22 protein-coding genes, 2 tRNA genes and 1 other RNA gene are annotated in these 22,821 nt (G+C 69.9%); 11 read left to right on the top strand and 14 right to left on the bottom strand.

The features are described 5' to 3' along the window. Nucleotides 1-45: 45 nt before the first annotated feature. From ACQBAT_RS09385 to ACQBAT_RS09365, 5 genes are all read right to left on the bottom strand, one after another. A complete protein-coding gene (locus ACQBAT_RS09385; protein ID WP_420748140.1) occupies nucleotides 46-936 on the bottom strand; it encodes a glutamate ABC transporter substrate-binding protein in 891 nt (296 codons plus the stop codon). A 65-nt stretch (nucleotides 937-1,001) separates the two neighbouring features. Further along, on the bottom strand, nucleotides 1,002-1,778 hold the full coding sequence (locus tag ACQBAT_RS09380) for an amino acid ABC transporter ATP-binding protein (RefSeq protein WP_420748141.1): 777 nt from the start codon (nucleotides 1,776-1,778) through the stop codon (nucleotides 1,002-1,004). A gap of 90 nt (nucleotides 1,779-1,868) precedes the next feature. Then, a tRNA-Ile gene (locus ACQBAT_RS09375) sits at nucleotides 1,869-1,942 on the bottom strand. 61 nt (nucleotides 1,943-2,003) lie between these two features. Further along, the gene (locus tag ACQBAT_RS09370) at nucleotides 2,004-2,447 is read right to left on the bottom strand and encodes a CBS domain-containing protein (protein WP_420748142.1); all 444 of its coding nucleotides are present in this window, start codon (nucleotides 2,445-2,447) and stop codon (nucleotides 2,004-2,006) included. A 105-nt stretch (nucleotides 2,448-2,552) separates the two neighbouring features. Then, the gene (locus ACQBAT_RS09365; protein ID WP_420748143.1) at nucleotides 2,553-3,515 is read right to left on the bottom strand and encodes a C40 family peptidase; all 963 of its coding nucleotides are present in this window, start codon (nucleotides 3,513-3,515) and stop codon (nucleotides 2,553-2,555) included. 365 nt (nucleotides 3,516-3,880) lie between these two features. On the opposite strand from ACQBAT_RS09365, the gene ACQBAT_RS09360 reads away from it, so the two are divergent. Then, nucleotides 3,881-4,396 (top strand): DUF3145 domain-containing protein, encoded by a 516-nt coding sequence (locus ACQBAT_RS09360; RefSeq protein ID WP_420748144.1) that lies wholly within the window; start codon nucleotides 3,881-3,883, stop codon nucleotides 4,394-4,396. A 43-nt stretch (nucleotides 4,397-4,439) separates the two neighbouring features. Here the strand turns inward: ACQBAT_RS09360 and ACQBAT_RS09355 are convergent, their stop codons facing one another. The 7 genes from ACQBAT_RS09355 to aceE form a co-directional block, all read right to left on the bottom strand. Further along, nucleotides 4,440-5,561 (bottom strand): glycosyltransferase, encoded by a 1,122-nt coding sequence (locus ACQBAT_RS09355; RefSeq protein ID WP_420748145.1) that lies wholly within the window; start codon nucleotides 5,559-5,561, stop codon nucleotides 4,440-4,442. Between the two features lie 68 nt (nucleotides 5,562-5,629). Further along, nucleotides 5,630-6,892 (bottom strand): beta-ketoacyl-ACP synthase II, encoded by a 1,263-nt coding sequence (gene fabF, locus ACQBAT_RS09350; RefSeq protein WP_420748146.1) that lies wholly within the window; start codon nucleotides 6,890-6,892, stop codon nucleotides 5,630-5,632. Nucleotides 6,893-6,986: 94 nt separating this feature from the next. Next, nucleotides 6,987-7,235, bottom strand: coding sequence for an acyl carrier protein (locus ACQBAT_RS09345; RefSeq protein ID WP_420748147.1), 249 nt, complete (start codon nucleotides 7,233-7,235; stop codon nucleotides 6,987-6,989). A gap of 73 nt (nucleotides 7,236-7,308) precedes the next feature. Then, complete coding sequence (locus tag ACQBAT_RS09340; RefSeq protein WP_420748148.1) at nucleotides 7,309-8,355, bottom strand: beta-ketoacyl-ACP synthase III; 1,047 nt, start codon at nucleotides 8,353-8,355, stop codon at nucleotides 7,309-7,311. Then, entirely contained in the window at nucleotides 8,352-9,290 is a 939-nt protein-coding gene (locus tag ACQBAT_RS09335; RefSeq protein WP_420748149.1) for an ACP S-malonyltransferase, read from the bottom strand. Before ACQBAT_RS09335 ends, ACQBAT_RS09340 begins: the two co-directional genes overlap by 4 nt. A 141-nt stretch (nucleotides 9,291-9,431) precedes the next feature. After that, a complete protein-coding gene (locus ACQBAT_RS09330) occupies nucleotides 9,432-10,511 on the bottom strand; it encodes a PucR family transcriptional regulator (RefSeq protein ID WP_420748150.1) in 1,080 nt (359 codons plus the stop codon). A gap of 110 nt (nucleotides 10,512-10,621) precedes the next feature. Continuing rightward, a complete protein-coding gene (gene aceE / locus ACQBAT_RS09325) occupies nucleotides 10,622-13,378 on the bottom strand; it encodes a pyruvate dehydrogenase (acetyl-transferring), homodimeric type (protein ID WP_420748151.1) in 2,757 nt (918 codons plus the stop codon). Nucleotides 13,379-13,513: 135 nt separating this feature from the next. On the opposite strand from aceE, the gene ACQBAT_RS09320 reads away from it, so the two are divergent. From ACQBAT_RS09320 to ACQBAT_RS09290, 7 genes are all read left to right on the top strand, one after another. After that, on the top strand, nucleotides 13,514-13,960 hold the full coding sequence (locus ACQBAT_RS09320) for a DUF3052 domain-containing protein (RefSeq protein ID WP_420748152.1): 447 nt from the start codon (nucleotides 13,514-13,516) through the stop codon (nucleotides 13,958-13,960). Further along, on the top strand, nucleotides 13,957-14,415 hold the full coding sequence (locus tag ACQBAT_RS09315; protein ID WP_420748153.1) for a peroxiredoxin: 459 nt from the start codon (nucleotides 13,957-13,959) through the stop codon (nucleotides 14,413-14,415). Before ACQBAT_RS09320 ends, ACQBAT_RS09315 begins: the two co-directional genes overlap by 4 nt. A gap of 16 nt (nucleotides 14,416-14,431) precedes the next feature. Further along, a tRNA-Val gene (locus ACQBAT_RS09310) sits at nucleotides 14,432-14,504 on the top strand. A gap of 1 nt (nucleotide 14,505) precedes the next feature. After that, complete coding sequence (locus tag ACQBAT_RS09305) at nucleotides 14,506-15,465, top strand: Nif3-like dinuclear metal center hexameric protein (RefSeq protein ID WP_420748154.1); 960 nt, start codon at nucleotides 14,506-14,508, stop codon at nucleotides 15,463-15,465. Beyond that, complete coding sequence (locus ACQBAT_RS09300) at nucleotides 15,462-16,199, top strand: zinc ribbon domain-containing protein (protein WP_420748155.1); 738 nt, start codon at nucleotides 15,462-15,464, stop codon at nucleotides 16,197-16,199. The genes ACQBAT_RS09305 and ACQBAT_RS09300 overlap by 4 nt, the downstream gene beginning before the upstream one ends. Beyond that, nucleotides 16,196-17,560 carry a bifunctional RNase H/acid phosphatase gene (locus tag ACQBAT_RS09295; RefSeq protein WP_420748156.1) on the top strand — a complete coding sequence of 455 codons (1,365 nt, stop codon included), beginning with the start codon at nucleotides 16,196-16,198 and terminating at the stop codon, nucleotides 17,558-17,560. The genes ACQBAT_RS09300 and ACQBAT_RS09295 overlap by 4 nt, the downstream gene beginning before the upstream one ends. A 13-nt stretch (nucleotides 17,561-17,573) precedes the next feature. Continuing rightward, nucleotides 17,574-18,512: a class I SAM-dependent methyltransferase gene (locus ACQBAT_RS09290; protein WP_420748157.1), complete on the top strand. Its 939-nt coding sequence runs from the start codon at nucleotides 17,574-17,576 to the stop codon at nucleotides 18,510-18,512. A 10-nt stretch (nucleotides 18,513-18,522) separates the two neighbouring features. On the opposite strand, the gene ACQBAT_RS09285 is transcribed toward ACQBAT_RS09290, so the two are convergent. Next, on the bottom strand, nucleotides 18,523-19,269 hold the full coding sequence (locus tag ACQBAT_RS09285) for a YaaA family protein (RefSeq protein ID WP_420748158.1): 747 nt from the start codon (nucleotides 19,267-19,269) through the stop codon (nucleotides 18,523-18,525). Between the two features lie 65 nt (nucleotides 19,270-19,334). Between ACQBAT_RS09285 and ACQBAT_RS09280 the strand changes: the two genes are divergently transcribed. The 3 genes from ACQBAT_RS09280 to rnpB all read left to right on the top strand — a co-directional run bounded on the left by ACQBAT_RS09280 (nucleotide 19,335) and on the right by rnpB (nucleotide 22,085). After that, complete coding sequence (locus tag ACQBAT_RS09280) at nucleotides 19,335-20,795, top strand: RNB domain-containing ribonuclease (RefSeq protein WP_420748159.1); 1,461 nt, start codon at nucleotides 19,335-19,337, stop codon at nucleotides 20,793-20,795. Continuing rightward, entirely contained in the window at nucleotides 20,792-21,598 is an 807-nt protein-coding gene (locus ACQBAT_RS09275) for an HAD family hydrolase (protein ID WP_420748160.1), read from the top strand. Before ACQBAT_RS09280 ends, ACQBAT_RS09275 begins: the two co-directional genes overlap by 4 nt. A gap of 107 nt (nucleotides 21,599-21,705) precedes the next feature. Further along, nucleotides 21,706-22,085, top strand: an RNA gene (rnpB, locus tag ACQBAT_RS09270) — RNase P RNA component class A. Between the two features lie 35 nt (nucleotides 22,086-22,120). Here rnpB and ACQBAT_RS09265 read toward each other — a convergent pair. After that, nucleotides 22,121-22,777 (bottom strand): MBL fold metallo-hydrolase, encoded by a 657-nt coding sequence (locus tag ACQBAT_RS09265; RefSeq protein WP_420748161.1) that lies wholly within the window; start codon nucleotides 22,775-22,777, stop codon nucleotides 22,121-22,123. Nucleotides 22,778-22,821 lie beyond the last annotated feature (44 nt).

The following is a 22,821-nucleotide window of genomic DNA, read 5'->3' as shown; positions in this document are numbered from 1 at the left end:
CGCCCCGGCATGCGGGACGGCCGACCACGTCAGGTCCGCGTTGGATCAGTCGCCCGCGCAGTGCCCGCCGGGGCTGGGCGGGTTGGCGTCGCTGGCCTCGTAGTCAGCCGGGCCGAGGTTCTCGCTGATGATGTCCTCCATCGTCCCGTCGTCCCACATCTCGGTGATGATGTCGTTGATCGCCTCGCACGCCTCGCTGTCCTGGTTCAGGCCGATCCCGAACAGCTCCTCGCTGAAGGTGTTGCCGGTGACCTTGAACTGACCGGCCCACTGGTCCTGGGCGGCGTACCCGGCCAGGATCACGTCGTCGGTGGTCAGCGCGTCGACACGACCGGCCGCGAGGGCCTCCATGCACAGCGTGTAGGTGTCGTAGGTGGACAGGTCGATGTCCAGGTTGCTGTACTCCTCGGCCACCCGCTCGGCGGGGGTCGAACCGGCAACCGAGCACAGGGACTTGCCATCGAGGTCCTCGGGGCCGGTGATGTCGCTGTCGTTCTTGACGAGCAGGTCCTGGCCGGCGACGAAGTACGGGCCGGCATACTGCACGCGCTGCTTGCGCTCGTCGGTGATCGAGTAGGTGGCGGCGATCATGTCGACCGTGCCGTTGACCAGCATGTCCTCACGCTGGGGGGTGGGGGACTCCTGCCAGGTGATGTCGTCCTCGGAGTAGCCGAGGCGCTCGGCGATCTCCTTGGCCACATCGACGTCCATGCCCTTGTACTCACCCTCGATCAGGATGCCGGTGCCAGGCTGGTCGATCTTGGTGCCGATGGTGATGGTGTCACCAAAGGGCTTGTCGCCCTCGGCAGCAGCACCGTTCTCGGCGGTCGAGTCCCCGTTGCTGTCGCCGTCTCCGTTGCCGTTGTCGCCACAGGCCGCCAGGGCGAGGGCGGTCGCGGCCGCGAGGGCGGCGACGCGGTAGGTCGTGGTGCGCATGAGTGGTGTTCTCCTTCGTTGGTGTTCTTCTCGTGCGTTTCGCAGATGTATAGGTGGGTGGTCGGTCAGTGCGCCAGGATCTTGCCCAGGAAGTCCTTGGCGCGGGAGGACTGGGGGTTGGTGAAGAACTCCTCCGGGGTGTTTTCCTCGACGATTGCGCCGTCGGCCATGAAGACGACCCGGTCGGCGGCCCGGCGGGCGAAGCCCATCTCGTGGGTGACCACGATCATCGTCATACCGCTTTTGGCCAGCTGGGTCATCACGTCGAGGACCTCGTTGATCATCTCCGGGTCCAGCGCTGAGGTGGGCTCGTCGAAGAGCATCACCGTGGGCTCCATCGCCAGCGAGCGGGCGATCGCCACCCGCTGTTGCTGACCGCCGGAGAGCTGGGCGGGGTACTTGTTGGCCTGGTGGTCGACGCCGACGCGCTCGAGCAGCTCCATCGCCCGCTTCTTCGCGGCGGCCGGCTTGGTGCGGCGCACCTTGATCGGCCCCATGGTGACGTTCTCGAGGATCGTCTTGTGGCTGAACAGGTTGAAGCTCTGGAAGACCATCCCGACATCGGCGCGCAACTTGGCCAACGCCTTGCCTTCCTCGGGCAGCTGGTCGCCGTGGATCGTGATCGTGCCCGACTCGAAGGGCTCGAGGCGGTTGATGGTGCGGCACAGCGTGGACTTGCCGGACCCCGACGGGCCGATCACGACCACGACCTCCCCTTCGTGCACCGTGAGGTTGATGTCCTTGAGGACATGCAGGTCACCGAAGTGCTTGTTGACATCCTTCAGCACCACGAGAGGCTGGCCAGAGTGGCCGCGCTCGACCGTGTCTGTGGTCTCCGTCATGTCGGGAGACTAGACCGAGGGTGCGGCGAGCGGGGCGCATTTGCGCAGGTTGTCACCGAGTCGTGACCTTTTAGCCGCTCAGGCTTCGGGTGGGCCAGCAGGGGCTTGAACCCTGGACCGACGGATTATGAGTCCGCTGCTCTAACCGGCTGAGCTACTGGCCCCGAACGCCCGATCCTACAAGGGCCCAGGGGGTATGCCGAAGCCCACCCGAGTGCGCGGGCGTCACTGTCGCAGGTAGGACTCCAGGTGGTCTCGCTCGGCTTCGAGCGCGTCCAAGCGCGCCTTGACCACGTCGCCGATGGAGATGATCCCGTGCAGGGTGCCGTCCTGGACGACCGGGACATGGCGGTGGCGATGCTCGGTCATGGTCACGGCGAGGTCCTGCACCTCGTCCTCGAGGGAGCAGGTGCGCACCTCTGAGGTCATCAGGGCGCTCAACTCCACCTCGGTGTCGGTACCGCCGCGCAGGTGATGCACGACATCGCGTTCGGAGACGATCCCCACCACGGTGCCGGTGCCGCCCTCCTCGGTGGTGCTGTCGTCGACCACGACGACAGCACCGATCTTGTGGTCGTCCAGGGTCTCGAGCAGCGTGGAGACGCTCGCGGTGGCCGGGAGGGTCACCACGGTGCTGCCCTTCTTCTTCAGCAGTTCAGCGACGCGCATACGTGAAACTAGCACGGTGGCGGGGGCAGCGGGTGGGGCCGAAATGCGACTCGCCCCCGACCTGGTGGGGTCGGGGGCGAGCCTGCTGTATGCCGTGTGGCTGGGTCAGCCGATGCGGCCGTACCAGACGTTGCTGCTCACCAGCGGGCCGTAGCGCACGCCGGTGGAGGGGTTCAGCGCCTCGTAGGTCATGCCGTTCCCGGCGTAGATGCCCACGTGGTAGAAGTCGTTGTAGAAGACAAGGTCACCGGGCTGGGGGTTGGAGACCGGGGTGACGGCCGCCTTCTGCCCGGCGACGGTGCGGGGGATGTCGATGCCGGCCTGCTTGAACACCCACCAGGTGTAGGCGGAGCAGTCGAAGGCCTGGGGCGGGGTGCCGTAGAGCACGTAGGGGTAGCCGACGTAGCTCGCCGCGATGTCGAACAGCGAGCCGCCGACCGGGGCGGGCGCGGGCGCGGGGGCCGGGGCCGGGGCCGGGGCCTGCTGGGTGGGCTGGCTCTGGGTCTGGGTCTGCTGGCGGGCGGGCGCCTGCTGGGTCTGCTGCTGCGCCGGCGCCTGCTGCGTCTGCTGGGCCGCCTGCTGCTGGGTCGACTGCTGCTGGGTCGACTCGGTCTGCGCCGGGGCGGCGACCTCCTCGGCAGCCTCCTCGGTCACGACCTCCTCGGTCACTTCCTCGACCGGCTCGGCGACCTCGAGGGTGGTGCCGGTGAAGGCGGAGTCCGCCAGGACGGTGGATACACCGTCGGCGTCCTCAGGTGCGCTGCGGGCCTGGCTGCGGTCGGCAGCGCCCTGGTCGCGCAGCTCGGACAGCGAGGCGCTGTAGAGCTCGGCGACGTCAGCGGAGCGGTCAGCGTCCTCCGGCGTCTCCTGGACGGCGGTGGACACATCATTCAGCAGGGCCGTGGCGACGTCCGAGCGCTCGCTCGTGTCGTCGCCCTGGGCCAGGGTGACGGTCGCGCCCGCGGCCGCCACCGTGCCAGCGACGAGGCCGCCGATCATCAGCGCAGCGACGCCGCCACGGTTGGACGTGCCGGCGTTGCGGTGCTTGGGAAAGCCGATGGACTTCAAGGGAACCTCCGGGCCGCGACGGGGCGACCTCTCTACTCGAAAGGGCAGCAGCGGTGGTCGCGCAGGGCGTCGACCGTTGCCACTTCTTGCAGGGGCGCGGTGGTCCGGGACAAGGACACAGGGAAAAACGCGCCTCGGCTAGATTACGGAATGATCACGAAATCGCCAAGTTTGTGTCGCGTGTTGTGACGGAACTGACATTGAGCTCCGTGTGGCGAACCCCTCTTGCTGCGGCCGACACGCCTGCCGGTTGCGACGGGAGTGACAAGAGAGCACAATGTGACACACAACCGCACAGGATGTGTTGGTAGTCCGTGTGATCGAGGTCGTTGGGGAAGACGTCCCTCACCACACAGGAGGCCAGGATGTCCGCTGTCATGCCCCGAGTCATGACTCGCGGGGTGGTGTACGTGCACTCCACCCCCACCGCGCTGTGCCCGCACATCGCCTGGGCCCTGGAAGGGGTCCTTGACACCCGTGTCTCCTTGGACTGGGTGCCGCAGCCGGCGCAGCCCGGCTCGATGCGCACGGAGTTCTCCTGGACCGGTGAGGCCGGGACCGGCGCGCTCATCGCCAGCGCCATGCGCGGCTGGGACGGCCTGCGGTATGAGGTCGTCGAGGAAGCCAGCCGCGGCAGCGACGGGATGCGCTGGACGCATACTCCCTCGCTCGGTATCCACCAGTCCCGCCTGTCGGCCAATGGTGACCTCGTGGTGAACGAGGACCGCCTGCGCTCGGTGCTGGAGCGCTGCGCCGGTGATGCCACCCGGCTGTCCCAGGAGCTCGAGCAGGTGCTCGGTGCCGACTGGGATGCCGAGCTCGAGGTGTACCGGCATGCGGGGGAGGGCGCGCCAGCCACCTGGCTGCATAAGGTCGGCTGACAGCCGCCCGAGGACCCGAGCGAGGCCCAGAGGGCCGGACTGCTCAACTGTGCTTGCGGGTATGCCGTGTCCGCAGCTTCTCGTGCAGCGCCAGCATGCGGTCGGCTGAGTCGGGCCAGTTGAAGCGTTCGGCCTGGGCGCGGGCGCGCTGGCGTCCGTTGGGCCGGGCGAGGAGGGTTTCGACGCCGTCTGCGAAGGCGGCCGGGGTGCCCGGCACAATGGCTCCGCCGTCGCCGACGACCTCGTGGAGGGCGCCCTCGTCTGTGCAGACGGTCGGCACCCCGCAGGCGAGCACCTCGAGTGCGGCCAACCCGAAGGTCTCCAGCGGTCCTGGTGCCAGCGCGATGTCGGCCTGGCCCATCCGGGCCGCGAGCTCGGCCCGGTCGGTGATGTAGGAGTGGAAGACGATCGGTAGGTTCTGCGCCCGTTCCATCAGGGCAGCCTTGAGCGGACCGTCGCCGAACATCGTCATGCGGACGTCATGTCCGCGCCGGACGAGTTCCCGCACGGTCTCCACAGACAGCTCCGGGCGCTTCTCGGGGGACATTCGCCCGCAGTGGATGAGCTCGATGGGTACGCCTGGTCCGGGCGCGGTGTAGTGCGCCGGATCCGAGGTCGGGGTGAAGACCTCGAGGTCCACACCGAGGGGAACGACGACGGCGTCGACGCCGATGTGCTGCCACTCCTCGGCGGAGAAGTGGCTGGGCGTGACGATGGCGTCGTAGTCGTGGGCGCTGCGCCGGTTGATGAAGTCGGCACTCCACACCGAGGGTGCATGGGGCAGGGGCGTGCGCCGGACCATGATGCCGGTCATGTTCTCGTGGCTGATCATCACCGAGCCCACCCGGTTGTGGCGAGCCCAACGCCCCATCCACCGCGTGGTGGCGCGGTCCGAGACCTCGAGGGCGTCCGGGGCGATGGCGTCGAGGAGCCGGGCCACCCCGGTGCGATCCCACATCAGTGAGTATCCGGTGCCCGGGATGGGGGTCGCGGGCACGCGGAAGACCATGCCCTGGCTCTCCTCACTGATCTCCGGCCCCGGTCCAGGGATGATCAGCGAGGCGCGGTGCCCCCTGGCCTGATAGCACTCACCCCACTCGCGCAGGGCGGTCTTGATGCCGCCCGAGGTCGGGCTGACGAAGTTGGCGACGCGCAGGATATGCATGGCGTGCTCGACCCTACCGTCGGGATGCCGGGGCGCCCCGACGGTAGGTGCTGGTGCTCACGGGCGCGTCAGCGATAGGTGCGCAGCGCGAGGGCGACGTTGACTCCACCGAAGCCGAAGGAGTTGTTGACGGCGGCCAGATCCGCGTCGGCGGACAGCGCCCGCGCCTGCCCGGTGACGACGTCGAGGTCGATCTCCGGGTCCTGGTTGTCCAGGTTGATGGTGGGCGGGATCTGCCGGTGGTGGAGCGTCAGGGCCGTCAGCACCGCCTCGAGCGCACCCGCGGCACCCAGCAGGTGCCCGGTCATCGACTTGGTGGCGGTCACCGCGATGTCCTGGGTGCGCTCGCCAAAGGCGCGGTGGATGGCGCGGGTCTCGGCCAGGTCGCCGACCGGGGTGGAGGTGGCATGGGCGTTGATGTGGGCGATGTCGCGCAACCCGAGGCCCGCGTCGGAGATGGCCTCCTCCATGGCGCGTGCGGCGCCTGCGCCCTCGGGCTCCCCGGCGGTGATGTGGTAGGCGTCCGAGCTCATGCCGACTCCGGCGAGCTCGCCGTAGATGGTGGCGCCGCGGGCCAGCGCGTGCTCCTCGGCCTCCAGCACCATCAGACCGGCGCCCTCGCCGATGACGAAGCCGTCGCGGTCGACGTCATACGGACGCGAGGCGCGCTCGGGGTCGTCATTACGCCCCGAGAGCGCGGTCATCGCGGCGAAGGCGGCGATGGGGAGGGGATGGATCGCGGCCTCGGTGCCGCCAGCGACCATCACATCGGCGCGGCCGTTGCGGATCATCTGGAGGGCCAGGCCCATGCCCTCGGCGCCGGAGGCGCAGGCGCTGACCGGGCAGTGGGCGCCGGCGCGGGCCGAGAGGTCCAGCGAGACCGCAGCCGCAGGGCCGTTGGGCATCAGCATCGGGACGGTGAGCGGGAAGACGCGGCGGGGACCGCGCGTGCGCAGCACCTCCCACTGATCCAGCAGGGTCCAGACCCCACCGATACCCGAACCGATCGCGACGCCGAGTCGCTCGGGCTCGACCTCGGGGGAGCCAGCGTCCGCCCAGGCCTCCCGGGCAGCGACGAGGGCGAACTGGCCGGAGGGGTCGTTGCGGCGTACTTCGACCTTGGCCAGCGTCTCCGCGGGGGAGGTGTGGATCTGGCCGGCGAAGGTGACGGGCAGCTCGTGCTCGGCCACCCAGTCCTGCGTCAGCGGACGCACGCCGGAGCGGCCCGCACTGATCGCCTCCCAGGTGGTCGGGGCGGTGCCACCGACAGGGGTGGTGGCACCCAGTCCGGTGATGACGACGCGGCGGGGGGACGAGGTGGAGCTGGGCATCGGGACGGCCTCCTGGTGGTCGGTCGTGCGCTGACGGTGGTGGTCCCTGGCGCGGGGCGGTGATCCCGCCCCGCGCCAGGAACGAACCTGCGGGTCAGCCCTGGTTGGTGGTGATGTAGGTGACCGCGTCGCGGACGTGGGTGAGGTTCTTGACCTCGTCGTCGGGGATGCGGACGCCGAACTTGTCCTCGGCGTTGACGACGATCGTCATCATCGAGAGCGAGTCGATGTCGAGGTCCTCGGTGAACGACTTGTCCATCTGGACCTCCTCGGGCTCCAGACCGGTCTCCTCGTTGACGATCTCGGCCAGACCCTCGAGGATCTCCTGCTCGGACAGTGCCATGTGAATTCTCCTTCGGTATGCGGTTGGGCTGACCCGGTTGTGGTGCACCCGCCGGGCCTCGGGAGCGTGGGGCTCAGGGCATCTGGACGACCTGGGCGGCGTAGACCAGCCCGGCGCCGAAGCCGATCTGCAGGGCGTAGCCGCCGTGCGGCGCCTCGCCCTCATCCAGCATCCGGGACATGGCCAGCGGGATCGAGGCGGCTGAGGTGTTGCCCGTCTCGGCGATGTCCCGGGCGACCGGGACGTGCTCAGGCAGTTTCAGCGCCTTGATCATGGCGTCGGTGATCCGCATGTTGGCCTGGTGGGGCACGAAGGCGTCCAGCTCATCCGGCGTCAGACCGGCCGCCTCGACCGCGGCCACCGCCACCGGGGCCATCGAGAAGACCGCCCAGCGGAAGACCGTCTGGCCCTGCATCGTGAAGGCGGGCCACGGTATACCGTCCTCGCGCCCGGGCTCCTCCATGGCTGGCCGCAGGTCGGTCCAGGACTCGCGCTGGGTGATGGCGTCCGACTGCTCGCCCAGGCTGCCCCACAGGGTGGGGCCGATGCCCGGGGTGTCGGAGACGCCCACCACGGCCGCGCCCGCGCCGTCGCCGAAGATGAAGGCGGATCCGCGGTCGTACTTGTCGGTGAAGTCGGAAAGCTTCTCGACGCCGATGACCAGCACGTGGTCGACGGTGCCGGAGCGAACCATGTCGTTGGCCAGTGAGATGCCATGGCAGTAGCCGGCGCAGGCCGCGGAGATATCGAAGGCGGCCGGGTGGGCCAGGCCCATGCGGTCGGCCAGGATCGGCGCCGCGGCCGGGGTCTGGAAGGGGTGGCTGACGGTGGCCATGATCACAGCCCCGATCTGCTCCTTGCCGATGCCCGCACGCTCGATGGCCTGGGTGGCGGCCGCCTCGGCCATGTCGATGACGGTCTCGTCCTCGCGCGCGAAGCGGCGGGTGATGATGCCCGAGCGCTGCTGGATCCACTCGTCCGAGGAGTCGATGAACTGGCAGATCTCCTCGTTCGTCACGACCCGCTCGGGGCGGTAGCCGCCCAGGCCCAGGATGCGAGCATGGCGATCGCCCCGGTGCACGGTCAGCTGCTTCCGGCCGCCCTCGCGTGTGGTGCTCATGCCTGCTCCGCCCCCTCGACGCTGGCGTGCTCGGCCACCATCCGGCGAGCGGCCTCGAGGTCATCTGGGGATTTCAGCGCCACCAGTTCCACGCCCTTCAGAGCGCGCTTGGCCAGGCCGACGAGGGTCCCAGCGGGCGCGAGTTCGATCAGCCCGGTCACGCCGAGGTCCAGGAAGCGCTCCATCGTCAGGTCCCACCGGACCGGGTTGGACACCTGGGTGACCAGCCGCTGGAGGACCTCCTCGCCGGCGGGGACAGCGGCGCCCTCCGCGTTGGAGATGAGGAGCACCTGGGGGTCCGAGGGACGCACGCCCTCCGCAGCACGGGCCAGCCGTTCGACGGCGGGTGCCATGTGCTCGGTGTGGAAGGCGCCGGCGACCTTGAGGGGGATGACCCGGGCGCGGGTCGGAGGCTGCTCGGCCAGGGCGGCCAGCTGCTCGAGCGTCCCAGCTGCGACCACCTGGCCGGCGCCGTTCATGTTGGCCGCGGTCAGGCCCTCACGAGAGAGCACCTCCTGCACCTCGTCAGGGTCCCCACCGAGGACCGCGCTCATGCCGGTGGGGCGCACGGCGGCGGCCTCGGCCATGGCTCTGGCGCGCTCGCTCACCAGGGCGAGGGCGTCCTCGTCGGTGAGGACGCCCGCGGCGACGGCCGCGGTGAACTCACCGACGCTGTGCCCGGCGGTGACGCCGATGACAGCAGGGTCGATGTCCAGGGCGCTAAGGCTCGCGAGGCCGGCGGCCACGATGAGCGGCTGGGCCACAGCGGTATCCTTGATGGTCTCCTCATCAGACGTGGTGCCGTGGGCGACCAGGTCGAGATGGGCGACCGAGGAGAGCCGGTCGACCTGGTCGCGGAGGCCCGGCAATTCCAGCCACGGAGCGAGGAAGCCTGGAGTCTGGGAGCCCTGTCCGGGCGCAACGATGGCGAGCACCACACCACTGTGCCGGTGGGATCCTCCATCGCGCGCCAGCGATACCGACGAGGTGCAGGCCTGGTCTTTGGAGGAAACCTACAAAGCGGGCGCGCCGGGTCAGAGTGGACGGAGCCTGCTGCCGGCGCGGCGCAGGGGTCCTCAGAGGTGGCGGTGGCTCATCCGCCCGAGCGCCAGCGCCACCTGCAGCACCCAGGCGTCACGGGGGGTGTGCGGGTCCAGCCCGACCACCTCGGCTACCCGCCGCAGGCGGTAGCGCACCGTGTTGGGGTGCAGGAAGAGGTCGCGCGCGGTGGCCTCCAGCACGGTGCCACGCTCGAGATAGGCCTGGACGGTGTCCAACAGTTCAGGGTGCTGCTTGCGCAGTGGGAGGTAGACGCGGTCCGCGAGCACTCGACGGGCCGGCTGCTCACCGAGAAGCGCGCGCTCGGCGAGCAGCTCGTCGGCGGCCACCGGTCGGGGTGCGGCGGGCCAGGCGCGGGCGGCGTCGGCACCGGAGATGGCCGCCCGCGCGCTGCGGCCGGCGGCGAACAGGTGCGGCACCCGCGGACCGACGACGACCGGGCCGGGAGCGAAGCGTTCGACGACGTGGGTGGCGTCGGCGAGGGGATCCTGGGTCCCGCCCACGATGCAGATCATCCGGGGGCCGAGGACGGCGACGAGCGCCTCGCGGCCGAGCTCCAGCACCGCTGCGCGCAACTCGCCGAGGGCCGTTCGGCTGTCACCCTCCGGCAGCGGGCCCACCACGACCGCGACGCCGGCGACCGACTCCCAGCCCAGCTCCGCGGCCCGGGAGGCCAGGGTGTCGTCGGCCTCACCACGGACGACGGCGTGCACGACCAAGGACTCGAGACGGGCGTCCCACCGGCCTCTGCGCTCGGCTGCCCGGGCATAGAAGGCTGCGGCCGTGAAGGCGATCTCGCGGGAGTAGGTCAGCACAGCCTCGCGCAGCTCGGGCTGCTCCTCGGCATCCACCAGGTCGGGCACAGCGTCCTCGACGGTGGCGATCGCGGTGCGGGTCAGGTCCAGCGCCTGGTGCAAGGAGATGGCCTTGGCCAGCGAGCTCGGGGCACTGGTGAACATGTCATCCGGCGCGGAACCGCCCGGGCAGCCTGCGGCATACCAGGACAAGAGGGACTGGATCCCGGACTGGGCGATGACCGAGATCCAGGAGCGGTCATCGGCGCTCAGCTCACGGAACCAGGAGTGCTCGGTCTCCATCCGGCGCACGGCGGCGGTGGCGAGTCCACCGGAACGGCGCGGCAGACCGTCGATGCCCGAAGGGCCCTCCCGACCGCGGTCGGGAGGGCCCTGGACGAGCTCGGAGCTGCTCAGGCGTCGCCTCCGACATTGCCCGAGGTGCCGGCATTGACGTCGAGCAAGCGGTACTTCTCAGCGGCCTGGCGCGGAACCGAGGGGTCGAGCTCACCGCGGTCCGCGAGCATCTGCAGCGCCTTGACCGCCATCGACGGACCGTCGATGTGGAAGAACCGGCGGGCTGCGGCCCGGGTGTCGGCAAAGCCGAAGCCGTCGGCACCCAGGGCGAAGAAGTCCTCCGGGACCCAGGGGGCGATCTGGTCCTGGACCGCCCGCATGTAGTCGCTGGTCGCGATGACCGGACCGGTGCCCTCGGACAGGCGGCGGGTGACGTAGGGGATGCGGCGTTCCTGCTCGGGGTGCAGGAAGGCGTCCTCGTCGCAGTCCATGGCCTCGCGGCGCAACTCCGACCAGGAGGTCACCGACCACACGTCGGCGCTGACGCCCCAGTCCTCGCGGAGCAGTTCCTCGGCCTCCAGGGCCCACGGCACGCCGACACCGGAGGCGAGCAGCCGCACGTGCTTGCCCTCGCCTGCGGGCTCGGATGCCTTGATCCGGTGCATGCCCTTGAGGATGCCCTCGACGTCCACGTCCTCCGGCTCGGCCGGCTGGCTCATCGGCTCGTTGTAGACGGTGAGGTAGTAGAAGATGTCCTCGGGGTTCTCGCCATACATCCGCTCGAGCGCATCGGGCAGGATGTGCGCCAACTCGTAGGCGTAGGCTGGGTCGTAGGCCACGCACGCGGGGTTGGTGGAGGCGAGCAGGGGGGAGTGGCCGTCGGCGTGCTGCAGGCCCTCGCCGGCCAGCGTGGTGCGGCCGGCCGTGGCGCCGATCATGAAGCCGCGCGCCAACTGGTCCGCCGCTGCCCAGATGCCGTCACCGGTGCGCTGGAAGCCGAACATCGAGTAGAAGATGTAGAACGGCACCATCGCCACCTCGTGGGTGTCGTAGGCGGTGCCAGCGGCGGTGAAGGCCGCGACTGAGCCACCCTCGTTGATGCCGACGTGCCAGATCTGACCGGAGGTGGACTCCTTGTAGGCCAGCATCAGGTCGGCGTCGACCGAGGTGTAGTTCTGCCCGTGGACGTTGTAGATCTTGGCGGTCGGGAAGAAGCTGTCCATCCCGAAGGTGCGCGCCTCGTCCGGGATGATCGGCACCAGGTGCTTGCCGAACTCCTTGTCACGGATCCATTCCTTGAAGATCCGGACCAGGGCCATCGTGGTGGCAACCTGCTGCTTGCCCGAGCCCTTCTTGGCGACGTCGTAGATCTTCTCGTCGGGCAGCTTCAGCGCCTGGGCCTTGTCCGCCTCGCGCTTGGGCAGGTAGCCACCCAGCTGACGGCGGCGGTCCTGGAGGTACTGGATCGCCGGGTCGTCCTGACCGGGGTGGTAGTAGGGCGGACGGTAGGGGTCGGCCTCGAGCTGCTCGTCCGAGATCGGGATCTTGAGGCTGTCGCGGAAGGCCTTGAGGTCATCCAGCGTCATCTTCTTCATCTGGTGCGTCGCGTTGCGGCCCGCGAAGTGGGTGCCGAGCGAGTAGCCCTTGATGGTGTGCGCCAGGATCACGGTCGGCTGGCCGGTGTGGTTCATCGCGGCCTGGTAGGCGGCGAAGACCTTGCGGTAGTCGTGGCCACCGCGCTTGAGCTTCCACCAGACCTCTTCGTCGCTCCAGTCCTTGACCATCTCCTTGGTCCGCGGGTCGCGGCCGAAGAAGTGGTCCCGGATGAAGGCGCCGTCGTTGGCCCGGAAGGTCTGGAAGTCACCGTCGGGGGTGGTGTTCATCAGGTTGACCAGTGCGCCGTGGGTGTCCTTGGCGATCAACTCATCCCAGCCACGGCCCCAGAGGACCTTCACCACATTCCAGCCGGCGCCGCGGAAGAAGCTCTCCAGCTCCTGGACGATCTTGCCGTTACCTCGGACCGGTCCGTCCAGGCGCTGCAGGTTGCAGTTGACGACGAAGGTCAGGTTGTCGAGCTCGTCGTTGGCGGCGACCTGGAGCAGACCGCGCGACTCCGGCTCATCCATCTCGCCATCGCCGAGGAAGGCCCAGACGTGCTGCTGGCTGGTGTCCTTGATGCCGCGGTTGTGCAGGTACTTGTTGAAGGCAGCCTGGTAGATGGCGTTCATCGGGCCCAGACCCATCGACACGGTCGGGAACTGCCAGAACTCCGGCATCGACCGCGGGTGCGGGTAGGAGGGCAGCGGGGTGACGCCCTCGCGCAGGCCAGACTTTTCCTGGCGGAAGGCGTCGAGGTCGTCTTCGCTCAGCCGGCCCTCGAGGAAGGCGCGGGCGTAGATGCCGGGGGAGGCGTGGCCCTGGAAGAACAGCTGGTCACCGCCGCCCTCGTGGTCGCGGCCGCGCCAGAAGTGGTTGAAGCCGACCTCCCACAGCGTGGAGATCGAGGCATAGGTGGAGATGTGGCCGCCCACCGAGATGTCCGGGCGCTGGGCACGGTGCACCATGACCGCGGCGTTCCACCGGATCCAGGCGCGGTACTTGCGCTCCATCTCCTCATCACCGGGGAACCAGGGCTCGCGCTCCGGCGGGATGGTGTTGATGTAGTCCGTGGTGGTCAGCGAGGGCAGGCCCACCTGGGAGTCACGCGCGCGCTCCAGCATCCGCAGCATCAGGTAGCGAGCCCGCTGTCGGCCGCCCGATTCGATGGCACCGTCCAACGAGTCGAGCCACTCCTGGGTCTCGTCCGGGTCGGTGTCCGGCACCTGGCTAGGTAGACCGTTCAGGATCGGTCCGACGGGGCGCTGCTGGGCCATCTGGGGGTGTCCTTTCCACGCAAGGATGTCCGCACCAGTCTGTCACGCAACCTGACGCAACGTCCGCCCGGCTCCCGGTTCGCCTCCCGCTTCGTCTTTACAAGCACCGCCAACATCTAGTTGTGTAGGGGCATCATGGCTGAGACGAAGGACCGAGAGACAGACATCGAGACGACGGAGGGCGACGCCGGTCCGCTGGCTGCAGGGGTGCGCAAGCTCGGCTTCGGGCCGGACCAGATCGTCATCGAGTACGGCTACGACGACGATGTCGAGGAGGACGTTCGGGTCGCCGTGGAGACCTTGGCCGGGGGGCCGTTGGAGGACGAGGACTACGACGGTGTCGTCGATGTCGTCCTGCTGTGGTGGCGCGAGGGGGACGGGGACCTTGCCGATGAGTTGATGGACGCGCTCACGACGATGGAGGAAGGCGGCTTCATCGCCCTGCTCACGCCGGGCACCCGCCGGGAGGACCGGCTGGCCGCTCATGAGGTCCAGGAGGCCTGCACCACCTGCTCACTCACCGCCGCCGGCGCCGTCCCCCTGGGTGAGTGGGTCGGGCAGCGTCTGGTGGGGCGCAGGTGAGACTGGCCCAGGGCGATACCGCTCCGGACTTCCAGCTCCCCGACCAGTACGGTCAACGGCGCACGCTCGACCAACTGGTCGCTGACCGGCACGCGCTCCTCGTCTTCTTCCCGTTCGCCTTCTCCTCGATCTGCACCGGCGAGCTCCTTGAGATCCAGCTCAACATCGACGAGTTCGTCAACGATCGAGTCCAGGTGGTCGGGATCTCCTGCGATCCCACCTATGCGCTCAAGGGTTGGGCGGCCATCGAGGGTTACCGCTTCCCGCTCCTGTCCGACTTCTGGCCGCATGGCGAGACCAGCCGCGCCTACGGCGTCTTCGACGAGGATTCCGGTATGGCGACACGCGGCACCTTCCTCGTCTCACCCGGGCGCTCGGTGGAGTGGAGCCTGGTGCAGGGGCCGGGGGAGCCGCGCGAGATCGGTGTGCTGCACCGTGCGGTCCGCGACCTGTAACAATGGTCGCTCGCAAGGGCCTGTAGCTCAGTTGGTAGAGCGCCGCGTTTACACCGCGTAGGTCGTCGGTTCGAGCCCGGCCGGGCCCACGTGGACAACAGCAGAGCAGAAGAGGACCAGGGGCGCGACGGGCTGCGCCTGCGCGAGGTCGTGGCGGTGCTGGAGGGCTTCTACCCTCCGGCGACAGCGCAGTCCTGGGACCGGGTCGGGCTGGTGGCCGGTGACCCGGAGCAGACGATCGAGTCCATCCTGCTCGCGGTCGACCCCACCCTGGACGTGATCGCCGAGGCGATCGAGCAGGGCGCCGACCTGATCATCACCCACCACCCGCTGCTCCTGCGCGGCATCCACTCGGTCGCCACGACGAGTGCCAAGGGAGCCGCGGTCACTGACCTGATCGTCAACGACATCGCCCTCTACTGCGCCCACACCAACGCTGACGTGGCTGACCCCGGCGTGGGCCAGGCGCTCGCAGCGGCGTGCGGCCTCCAGCTCACGGAGGCGCTGGAGATTGCCGAGGAGCAGGAGCTGGGCCGGGTCGGGGACCTGTCCGAGGAGACCACGCTGGCCAGGCTGGCGCAGCGGCTCAGCGATGCGCTCCCGCCCAGCGGCGGCGGGGTGCGGGTGAGCGGCCCCGCAGGCGCCACCGTCCGCCGCATCGCGGTGCTCGGGGGCGCTGGAGATTCGTCTTTCGCGGCTGTGCGCAGGAGCGGGGCGGACGTCTATGTCACCGCCGACCTGCGGCACCACCCGGCGATCGAGGCCCGGGAGGAGGCCCGGGCGAGCGCGCGTGCGGGCGGGCGGGACACGCCATACCTGATCGATGCGGGGCACTTCGCGAGTGAGTGGCTGTGGCTGCCCGGCCTGCGGGACCGGCTCGCGGCAGAGTTGCCCCAGCACGTCGGCATCGAGATCTCGACCGTGTGCACTGACCCGTGGGACTTCGTGGTCGATGCCCGGGCTGCCACCGACGTGGACCACGATCAGCACGGCGACACACACGATGAGCAACCGACCACCCAGGACGATGCCGCAGGAGGCACCCCGTGAAAGCAACCCCCCAGATGCAGACGAGGTTGCTGGACCTCCAGGACCTCGACACCCGGCTGAACCAGCTCGACCACCAGGCGCGCACGCTGCCCGAGTCGACCGACATCGCCACCCTGGAGGCGGCTGAGCCGGACCTCGAGGCCGAGCAGGTGCGGACCGAGACCGCCGTCGGGGACCTGCAGCGCGAGGTCAACCGTGCTGAGGCAGCGGTGCAGCAGGTGCGTGACCGCGTCGCGCGCGACGAGGCCAGGCTGAACGCCGGGACGGGCACCGCCAAGGACCTCCAGGGACTGCAGCGGGAGCTGGAGTCCTTGGCCCGCCGGCAGACCGTGCTCGAGGACGAGGAGCTGGAGGTGATGGAGCGCGTCGAGACGGCCGAGGGCGAGGCCGGCGCGGCACGGACCGCGCTGGAGGAGCACCGGGCCAGGCTGACCCAGTTGCGCGAGGTCCGGGACGAGAAGCTGGCCACCCTCACTCAGGAGCGTGACGAGGTCGCCTCCGGCCGGGACGAGATCGTCGCCGACCTCTCGGATGAGCTCCTGGCGCTCTATGACCGGATCCGCGCGCAGACCGGCCTGGGCGCGGCCGCCCTGCGCCAGCGCCGCTGCGATGGCTGCCGCCTCGAGCTCAACGCGGTCGACCTGTCCCGCATCCGGGCCGCCGCAGAGGACGAGGTGCTGCGCTGTGAGGAGTGCGGCCGGATCCTGGTGAGAACGACGGAGTCGGGCTTGTGACGCTGCGCAGGGCGCTGGTCGTCGAGGCCGATGGCGGATCCCGCGGCAACCCGGGCGTCGCCGGGTATGGCGCACTGGTCCGGGACGCGCGGACCGGCGAGCTGCTGGCCGAGCGAGCCGCGCCCCTGGGCAAGGCGTCGAACAATGTCGCGGAGTATCAAGGCCTGATCGCGGGGCTGACCGCGGTGCTCGACCTCGGGCTCGCGGACGAGGCCGCGATCGAGGTCCGGATGGACTCCAAGCTGGTCGTGGAGCAGATGTGCGGCCGGTGGAAGATCAAGCACGAGGACATGCGGCGGCTCGCGCTGCAGGCCCGCCGGCTGGTGGATCAGATCCAGGCGCAGGAGGGCACCGTGGACTTCCGCTGGATCCGGCGGGAGAGCAACAAGGACGCCGATGCCCTGTCCAACCGGGGGATGGACGGGGAGACGGTCACGCAGGACCACGTCCCGACGGGTGATCAGGGGGCGTCTCGCACAGACCTGGAGCCGGAGGCGGAGTGGACGCTGCTCGATGGTGTCGACGCTGGAAGCGAGGTCACCGACGGCGGGACTGACGAGGCGTTAGCGACGGCCGTGGGTGCGGCTGCGACCCCACCAACCTTCGGGGTCGGCCGAGCCCCGCTGAGCGATGTCTACGTCTCCGACGAGACCGTCCCCACGCTGGAGGGGGAGACCCGGCTCATCCTGGTGCGCCACGGCGTCACCGACTTCACCCAGTCGCACCGCTTGGACGGTCGGGGTGGGGCTGACCCGTCGCTGAACAGCACCGGCCTCGCCCAGGCCCGGGCCGCGGCCGTCGCGGTTTCCCGCCTGATCGAGCGCTCCGATCCGGGCCCGGTCAGCGTGGTGAGTTCCTCGCTGCAGCGGGCGCGGCAGACCGGGCAGGCGATCGCCGATCAGCTCGGCGTGCCGCGGGAGGAGGACCGGGAGTGGGACGAGCAGGCCTTCGGGGAGTGGGACGGCGCGACGATGGGCGAGTTGGTCTCCGGCCGCCCTGAGGAGCTCCTTCGCCTCCGCTCGGACCTGGACTTCGCCCCGGCGGGTGGAGAGAGTCGGCGCCAGGTGGACGAGCGGGTCGGCGCGGCGCTGGCGCGGGCGATCGGCCGCGGCGGGATCGTGGTGGTCGCCACCCACCGAGTGGTGCTGATGTCGGTGCTGTGCCGGTTGCTCGGGATCGACCACGACCGGGCCTGGTCGATCGCGACCGCGCCCACCTCGCTGTCCGCGATCGAGGTCTGGCCGGACGGCGGCGCCCAGGTCGCGTTCATCAACGACACCCACCACCTCTACGACCCGGCCTTCGAGGAGGACCTCGCCGGCTCGGCCCAGGTCCGCATCCTCGACTCGTCCCTGGAGTGAGGAGGGCGCGAGCATGACCCAGCCCGTCGAACCGATCACCCACGTGCGGATCAGCCCCGAGGAGGGCTACGCCGCGAACCGGGAGAACTGGGATGGCCGCGCCCGCGTCCACCTGGGGAGCCAGATGTATGGCGTGGCGGACCTGGTCTCCGACCCGGACGCCATCTCCTCGGTGGTTCGGCGCGATCTCGAGCTGTGGCGACCGCATCTGGCGACAGGAGATGCGGATGGTGGGGCGGGAGGCGCTGGTGGGGCCCACGGCGTGGAGGGTCTGGACCTGGTGCACCTGCAGTGCCACATCGGCACCGACACCCTGTCCTGGTCCCGCCTCGGTGCCCGCTGCACCGGGATCGACCTGTCGCCGGTCTCACTCGAGCTGGCCCGGGATATCGCTGACCGGGCCGGTCAGGAGATTCGCTTCATCGAGAGCAACGTCCTGACCGCAGCGGACGCGGTCAGTGAGCGGTTCGACCTCGTCTACACCTCCACCGGCACGATCTGCTGGCTGCACGACCTCACCGCGTGGGCGCAGCAGATCGCCCGGCTGCTGAGACCAGGCGGCAGCTTCTTCTTCCGGGACTCCCACCCGTTCGCGAACGCCCTGGAGGACCTGGATGCGACGGCGCTCACCCCGGCCTACCGCTACTTCCCGCTCGGTCCGGGGGAGGCCCACACGTATGCCGATGGCCTCACCTACACCGACGGCGACCAGGGGCTGATCAGCCAGCCGCGCAACTACGAGTGGCCGCACTCGGTCGCCGAGGTGCTCAGCGCGCTGATCGGGGCGGGCCTGCAGATCGTGGCCGTTGAGGAGCAGGACGACCTGCCTTGGCCGATCCATCCCTCGATGACGCTGCAGGGCGAGGCCTACGTGCTGCCCGAGCGCTGGCGGGACAGGGTGCCGGTCGCCTGGTCTGTGGTGGCGCGGAGTTCAGGTGAGGCGGGCGGCTGACGAGGTCGGCTCAGGCGGGCTGAACGTCCAGGATCCACGGACGTCCAATCCGCTGCGGTGCGTGCAGTTCCACCTCGAAACGCTCAGCCAGGATCTCGACCATCGCCTCGGGCCGTCGCGGATCGGCAGCGTTCACGCACAGTGCGCGCGCCACCAACCCACGGGTGTGCTTGGCCATGTGCGTGGCGCCGGGGACCCGCACCTGGACCCAGCGCTCGGTGGCGCTCCCGGTCGGGACCCAGGCCGCGGCATACGTGCTGGACCGGCAGTCGATGACCAGACCGGCACCGGCCTCGGCGGTGAGCACCGGCTCGAGGTGCGGCTTCCAGAAGCTGGCGAGGCGTCCCACTTCGGGAAGCGTGACGGCCATCGACAGGCGGTACGGGGCGAGCCGATCGGTCATCCGCACGACACCGTAGAGCGCCGAGACGACACGCAGCCGCGAGGTCGCGCGCCTCCGCGCCGGGGAGTCCAGTCCGGGCAGGTCGAGGGCGTCGTAGAGCACGCCGGTGTACAGGTCGCGGGCCTCGAGGGTGGGTGCCTGAGCCAGGCGGGTGTTGCGCGCGATCTCCTCGCCCAGGTTGGGGCTCACGCCGAGCACCTCGGAGGCGTACTCCCCGCGGCTCACCTGCGCCAGGGCGGCGGCCACCGATTGCCGCGCGGAGGTGAGCTCGGCGCAGGAGAGGCCGTCCCAGCGCAGAGCGGACCCCCGGGAACGGGTGGCCTTGGACTCGGACGGCGGCAGCAGGATCAGCACGTCAGGCAGGGTAGGACACCGGTGCGGCCGCGCGGCACGGACGGTCCGCACATAGGCTTTGGGCCATGGTGCAGCAAGCGACGACGTTGTCCTGCGACCCGGCCTCCAGCGAGACCGGTCGCCTCCTCGAGCAGGCCTTCCAGGCCGCCCGCGACGAGATGGAGGTGCGCCAGGAGTTCCCGCACCAGGTGCTGGGGGAGTTGCGGAACACCATGGCTGAACCCGACCTGCCGGATCGTGATGAAACCGACCTCGAGTTCATCACCATCGACCCGGCGGGCTCGATGGACCTGGATCAGGCGATGCACATCGAGCGCGCAGGGGAGGGCTGGCGGGTGCGCTACGCCATCGCCGACGTCCCCGCCTTCATCCGGATCGGCGGCTCGCTGGACCAGGAGGTCCGGCTGCGTGGCCAGACGATCTACAGCCCCGACAAGAGAGTGCCACTGCACCCCCAGGAACTGAGCGAGGCTGCGGCCAGCCTGCTGCCCGACCAGACCTGTCCTGCCTACGTCTGGGATGTGACCCTGTCAGCGAACGGGGAACGGGAGAAGGCCGAGGTCTACCGGGCGATGGTCCGGTCGCGGCGGCGGTATGACTACCACGAGACCCAGGAGCTCATCGACTCCGGCGAGGGGGAGGAGACTCTCCTGCTGCTCAAGGAGGTCGGCGAGGTCCGGATCCAGCGCGAGATCGACCGCGGCGGCGCCAGCCTGCCGATGCCCCAGCAGGAGGTGCATCAGGAGGGCGAGAGTTATGTGCTGCGCCAGCGTCCGCTCCTGCCGTCGGAGGACTGGAACGCCCAGATCTCGCTGCTCACCGGGATGGTTGCCGGGCAGATGATGCTGGAGGGCGGGATCGGGATCCTGCGCACCATGCCCGTGCCGTCCGAGCAGGATGTCGCCCGCTTCCGGCGCGAGGCCAAGGGCCTGGGCGTGGAGTGGGAGAAGGGGATGAGCTATGGCGAGTTCCTGCGCACCCTGGACAAGAGCGACCCCGCACACCTGGCGATCGTCAACGCCGCCACCTCACTCTTTCGCGGGGCGGCCTACACCGCCTTCGACGGCGAGCTGCCGCCGGAGGAGGAGCGGGTGCAGTCGGCGCTCGCGGCGCCCTATGCGCACGTCACCGCGCCCTTGCGTCGGCTGGTCGACCGCTGGGGCCTGGCCATCTGCGAGGCACTCTCCGCAGGCAGGGACGTGCCGGACTGGGCGCGCGAGTCCCTCGCCGAGCTGCCCGAGATCATGAAGGAGAGCGACCGCCGTGCGCGCTCGGTGGACCGGGCCTGCATCAGCGCGGTCGAGGCAGCCGTGCTGTGTGACCGGGTAGGCGACACCTTCGAGGCGGTCGTGGTGGACGAGATGCCGCGCGGCGACGCCGTCGTCCAGCTCACCGACCCGCCGGTCAGCGAGATCGCCAGGGGCAGTGCCGATCTGGGCACCACCGTGACGGTCAAGGTCGAGGCGGCCGACATTCTGGAGCGCAATGTCGACCTGGCCATCGTGGGTGGTGAGGGCGAGGGATGACCCGGCCTGGCGGCATACCGGACGTGGTCGCGACCGACTGCGACGGCACCCTGCTGCGCACCGGCGGCACGGTCTCGGACTACACCCGGGAGGTGCTCGACCAAGTGGCCGGGATCGGGGTGCGGGTGGTGCTGGTGACGGCGCGGCCGCCCCGGTGGCTGGATGAGCTGGCCGATCTCGGCGTGAGCGGGCTCGCGCTGTGCGGCAACGGCGCGTTCACCTACGACCTGGGGCGCCGCGAAGTGGTGGCCCACCGGCTGATGGACACCACCCTCGTCGCCGAGTTGCTCGCCGACCTGCGGCGTGACCTGCCGGAGGTGGCGCTGGCCACCGAGTCGCTGCGCGGCTTCGCCCGCGAGCCCCACTTCGAGCGGGCCAGCGGCCGCGAGGACGGTCAGTGGCTGGTCGGGGAACTGGCCGAGATCGGTGCCGTGGACGCCGGCAAGATCCTCGTGCGGCACCCCTCCCTGCACACCGAGGAGCTCACCGGGTTGGTCGCCGAGATCGTGGGGCAGCGGGCCGAGGTCTCGCACTCGGGCGCGATCCGGATGACCGAGATCGTGCCGCCCGGCGTGACCAAGGCCCTGGCCCTGGCGCACTGGTGCGAGGAGCTGGACCCGCCGATACCGGCCGAGCAGGTCTGGGCCTTCGGCGACATGCCGAACGACCTGCCGATGCTGGAGTGGGCCGGCGTCGCCCACGCCGTCGCCAATGCCCACCCGGACGTGCTCGCGGTGGCGGATCACGTCATACCGGGCAATGACGAGGACGGCGTCGCCCGCACTCTCGCCACCCTCCTTTGACCCACCGGACGTCCACCGTGTCGCCGACACCGGCCACCGGACGCGCCGGATGCTCGCGAGAGCGCCGACCGAACGTGTGGGCGAAAGTCGGTAGACTGGTGGCTGGATGAGTCGGCCAGGCGGCCGCGTCGGACCTTCGGGTCCGCCGAGGAACGTCCGGGCTCCACAGGGCACGGTGGTGGCTAACGGCCACCCGGGGTGACCCGCGGGACAGTGCCACAGAGAGCAGACCGCCTCCCGCCCAGGCGGGAGGTCAGGGTGAAAGGGTGGTGTAAGAGACCACCAGCACGCCAGGTGACTGGCGTGGCTAGGTAAACCCCACCGGGAGCAAGGTCAGACAGTGCGCGTTCGAGGGCTGCCCGCCCGAGCGTACGGGTAGGCCGCTGGAGGCGATCGGCAACGATCGCCCTAGATGGATGGTCGCCACCTCCGCAGTGCCGGTAACGGCGCGGAGGGACAGAACCCGGCGTACCGGCCGTCTCATCCACCCACACCTTCTGGGGTGAACTCAGACCGTTGAACTCAGACGGACGTCGCGCCTGCCCCGCGCAGATCGAGCACCTCCACCCCACCGTCGGCACCGAAGTCGCCGACGTGCGTGAGGTACATCTTCCGCCCGGCGTCGCTGAGGAGCGCATCGTGGATCGGAATGATCGCCCGGGCTGGCGCGATCCGGCGGACGAACTCGATCGTCTCGGCGACCTTGCTCCACGGGGCGTTGATCGGCACCGCGAGCAGGTCTACCTCGCCCGGCTCGCCGTCGACGGCGTCGCCGGGGTGGTAGAGGGTCGGGCCGTCGCCGCGCAGCACGACGCCCACGTTGCCGACGCGGGGCACGTAGGGATGGTTGGGTGCGTGCAGCTCACCGACCGGGGTGACCTCCACGGAGCCCAGCTGCACGACCTGGCCGGCGACCAGGCGCTCCACCCGCTCGCCCAGGCCCTTCTCCTCCAGCTGCTCAGCGGTCTGCGGCTCGGTGAGCACGGTCGCGTCCGGGTTGTCGGCAAGCAGCCCGGGGACGCGCTCCAGGTCGCAGTGGTCGGCGTGCTGGTGGGTCACGATGACGGCCGTCAGGTCGCGCAGCCCGTCCAGCTCGGAGAAGTTGCCGGGGTCGATCAGGATCCGTTGGTCGCCGCTCTCGATGAGGAGACAGGCGTGGCCGAGGTGGGTGATCTCCATGCCCCGACCGTATGCCGCAACCCACCCGACCGCCATCCGTGCAC

Source organism: Ornithinimicrobium pulveris (assembly GCF_050261105.1).
Classification (GTDB): Bacteria; Actinomycetota; Actinomycetes; order Actinomycetales; family Dermatophilaceae; genus Ornithinicoccus.
Note: the sequence above shows the minus strand (reverse complement) of the source record. Positions and strands in the feature narration are given on the sequence as shown.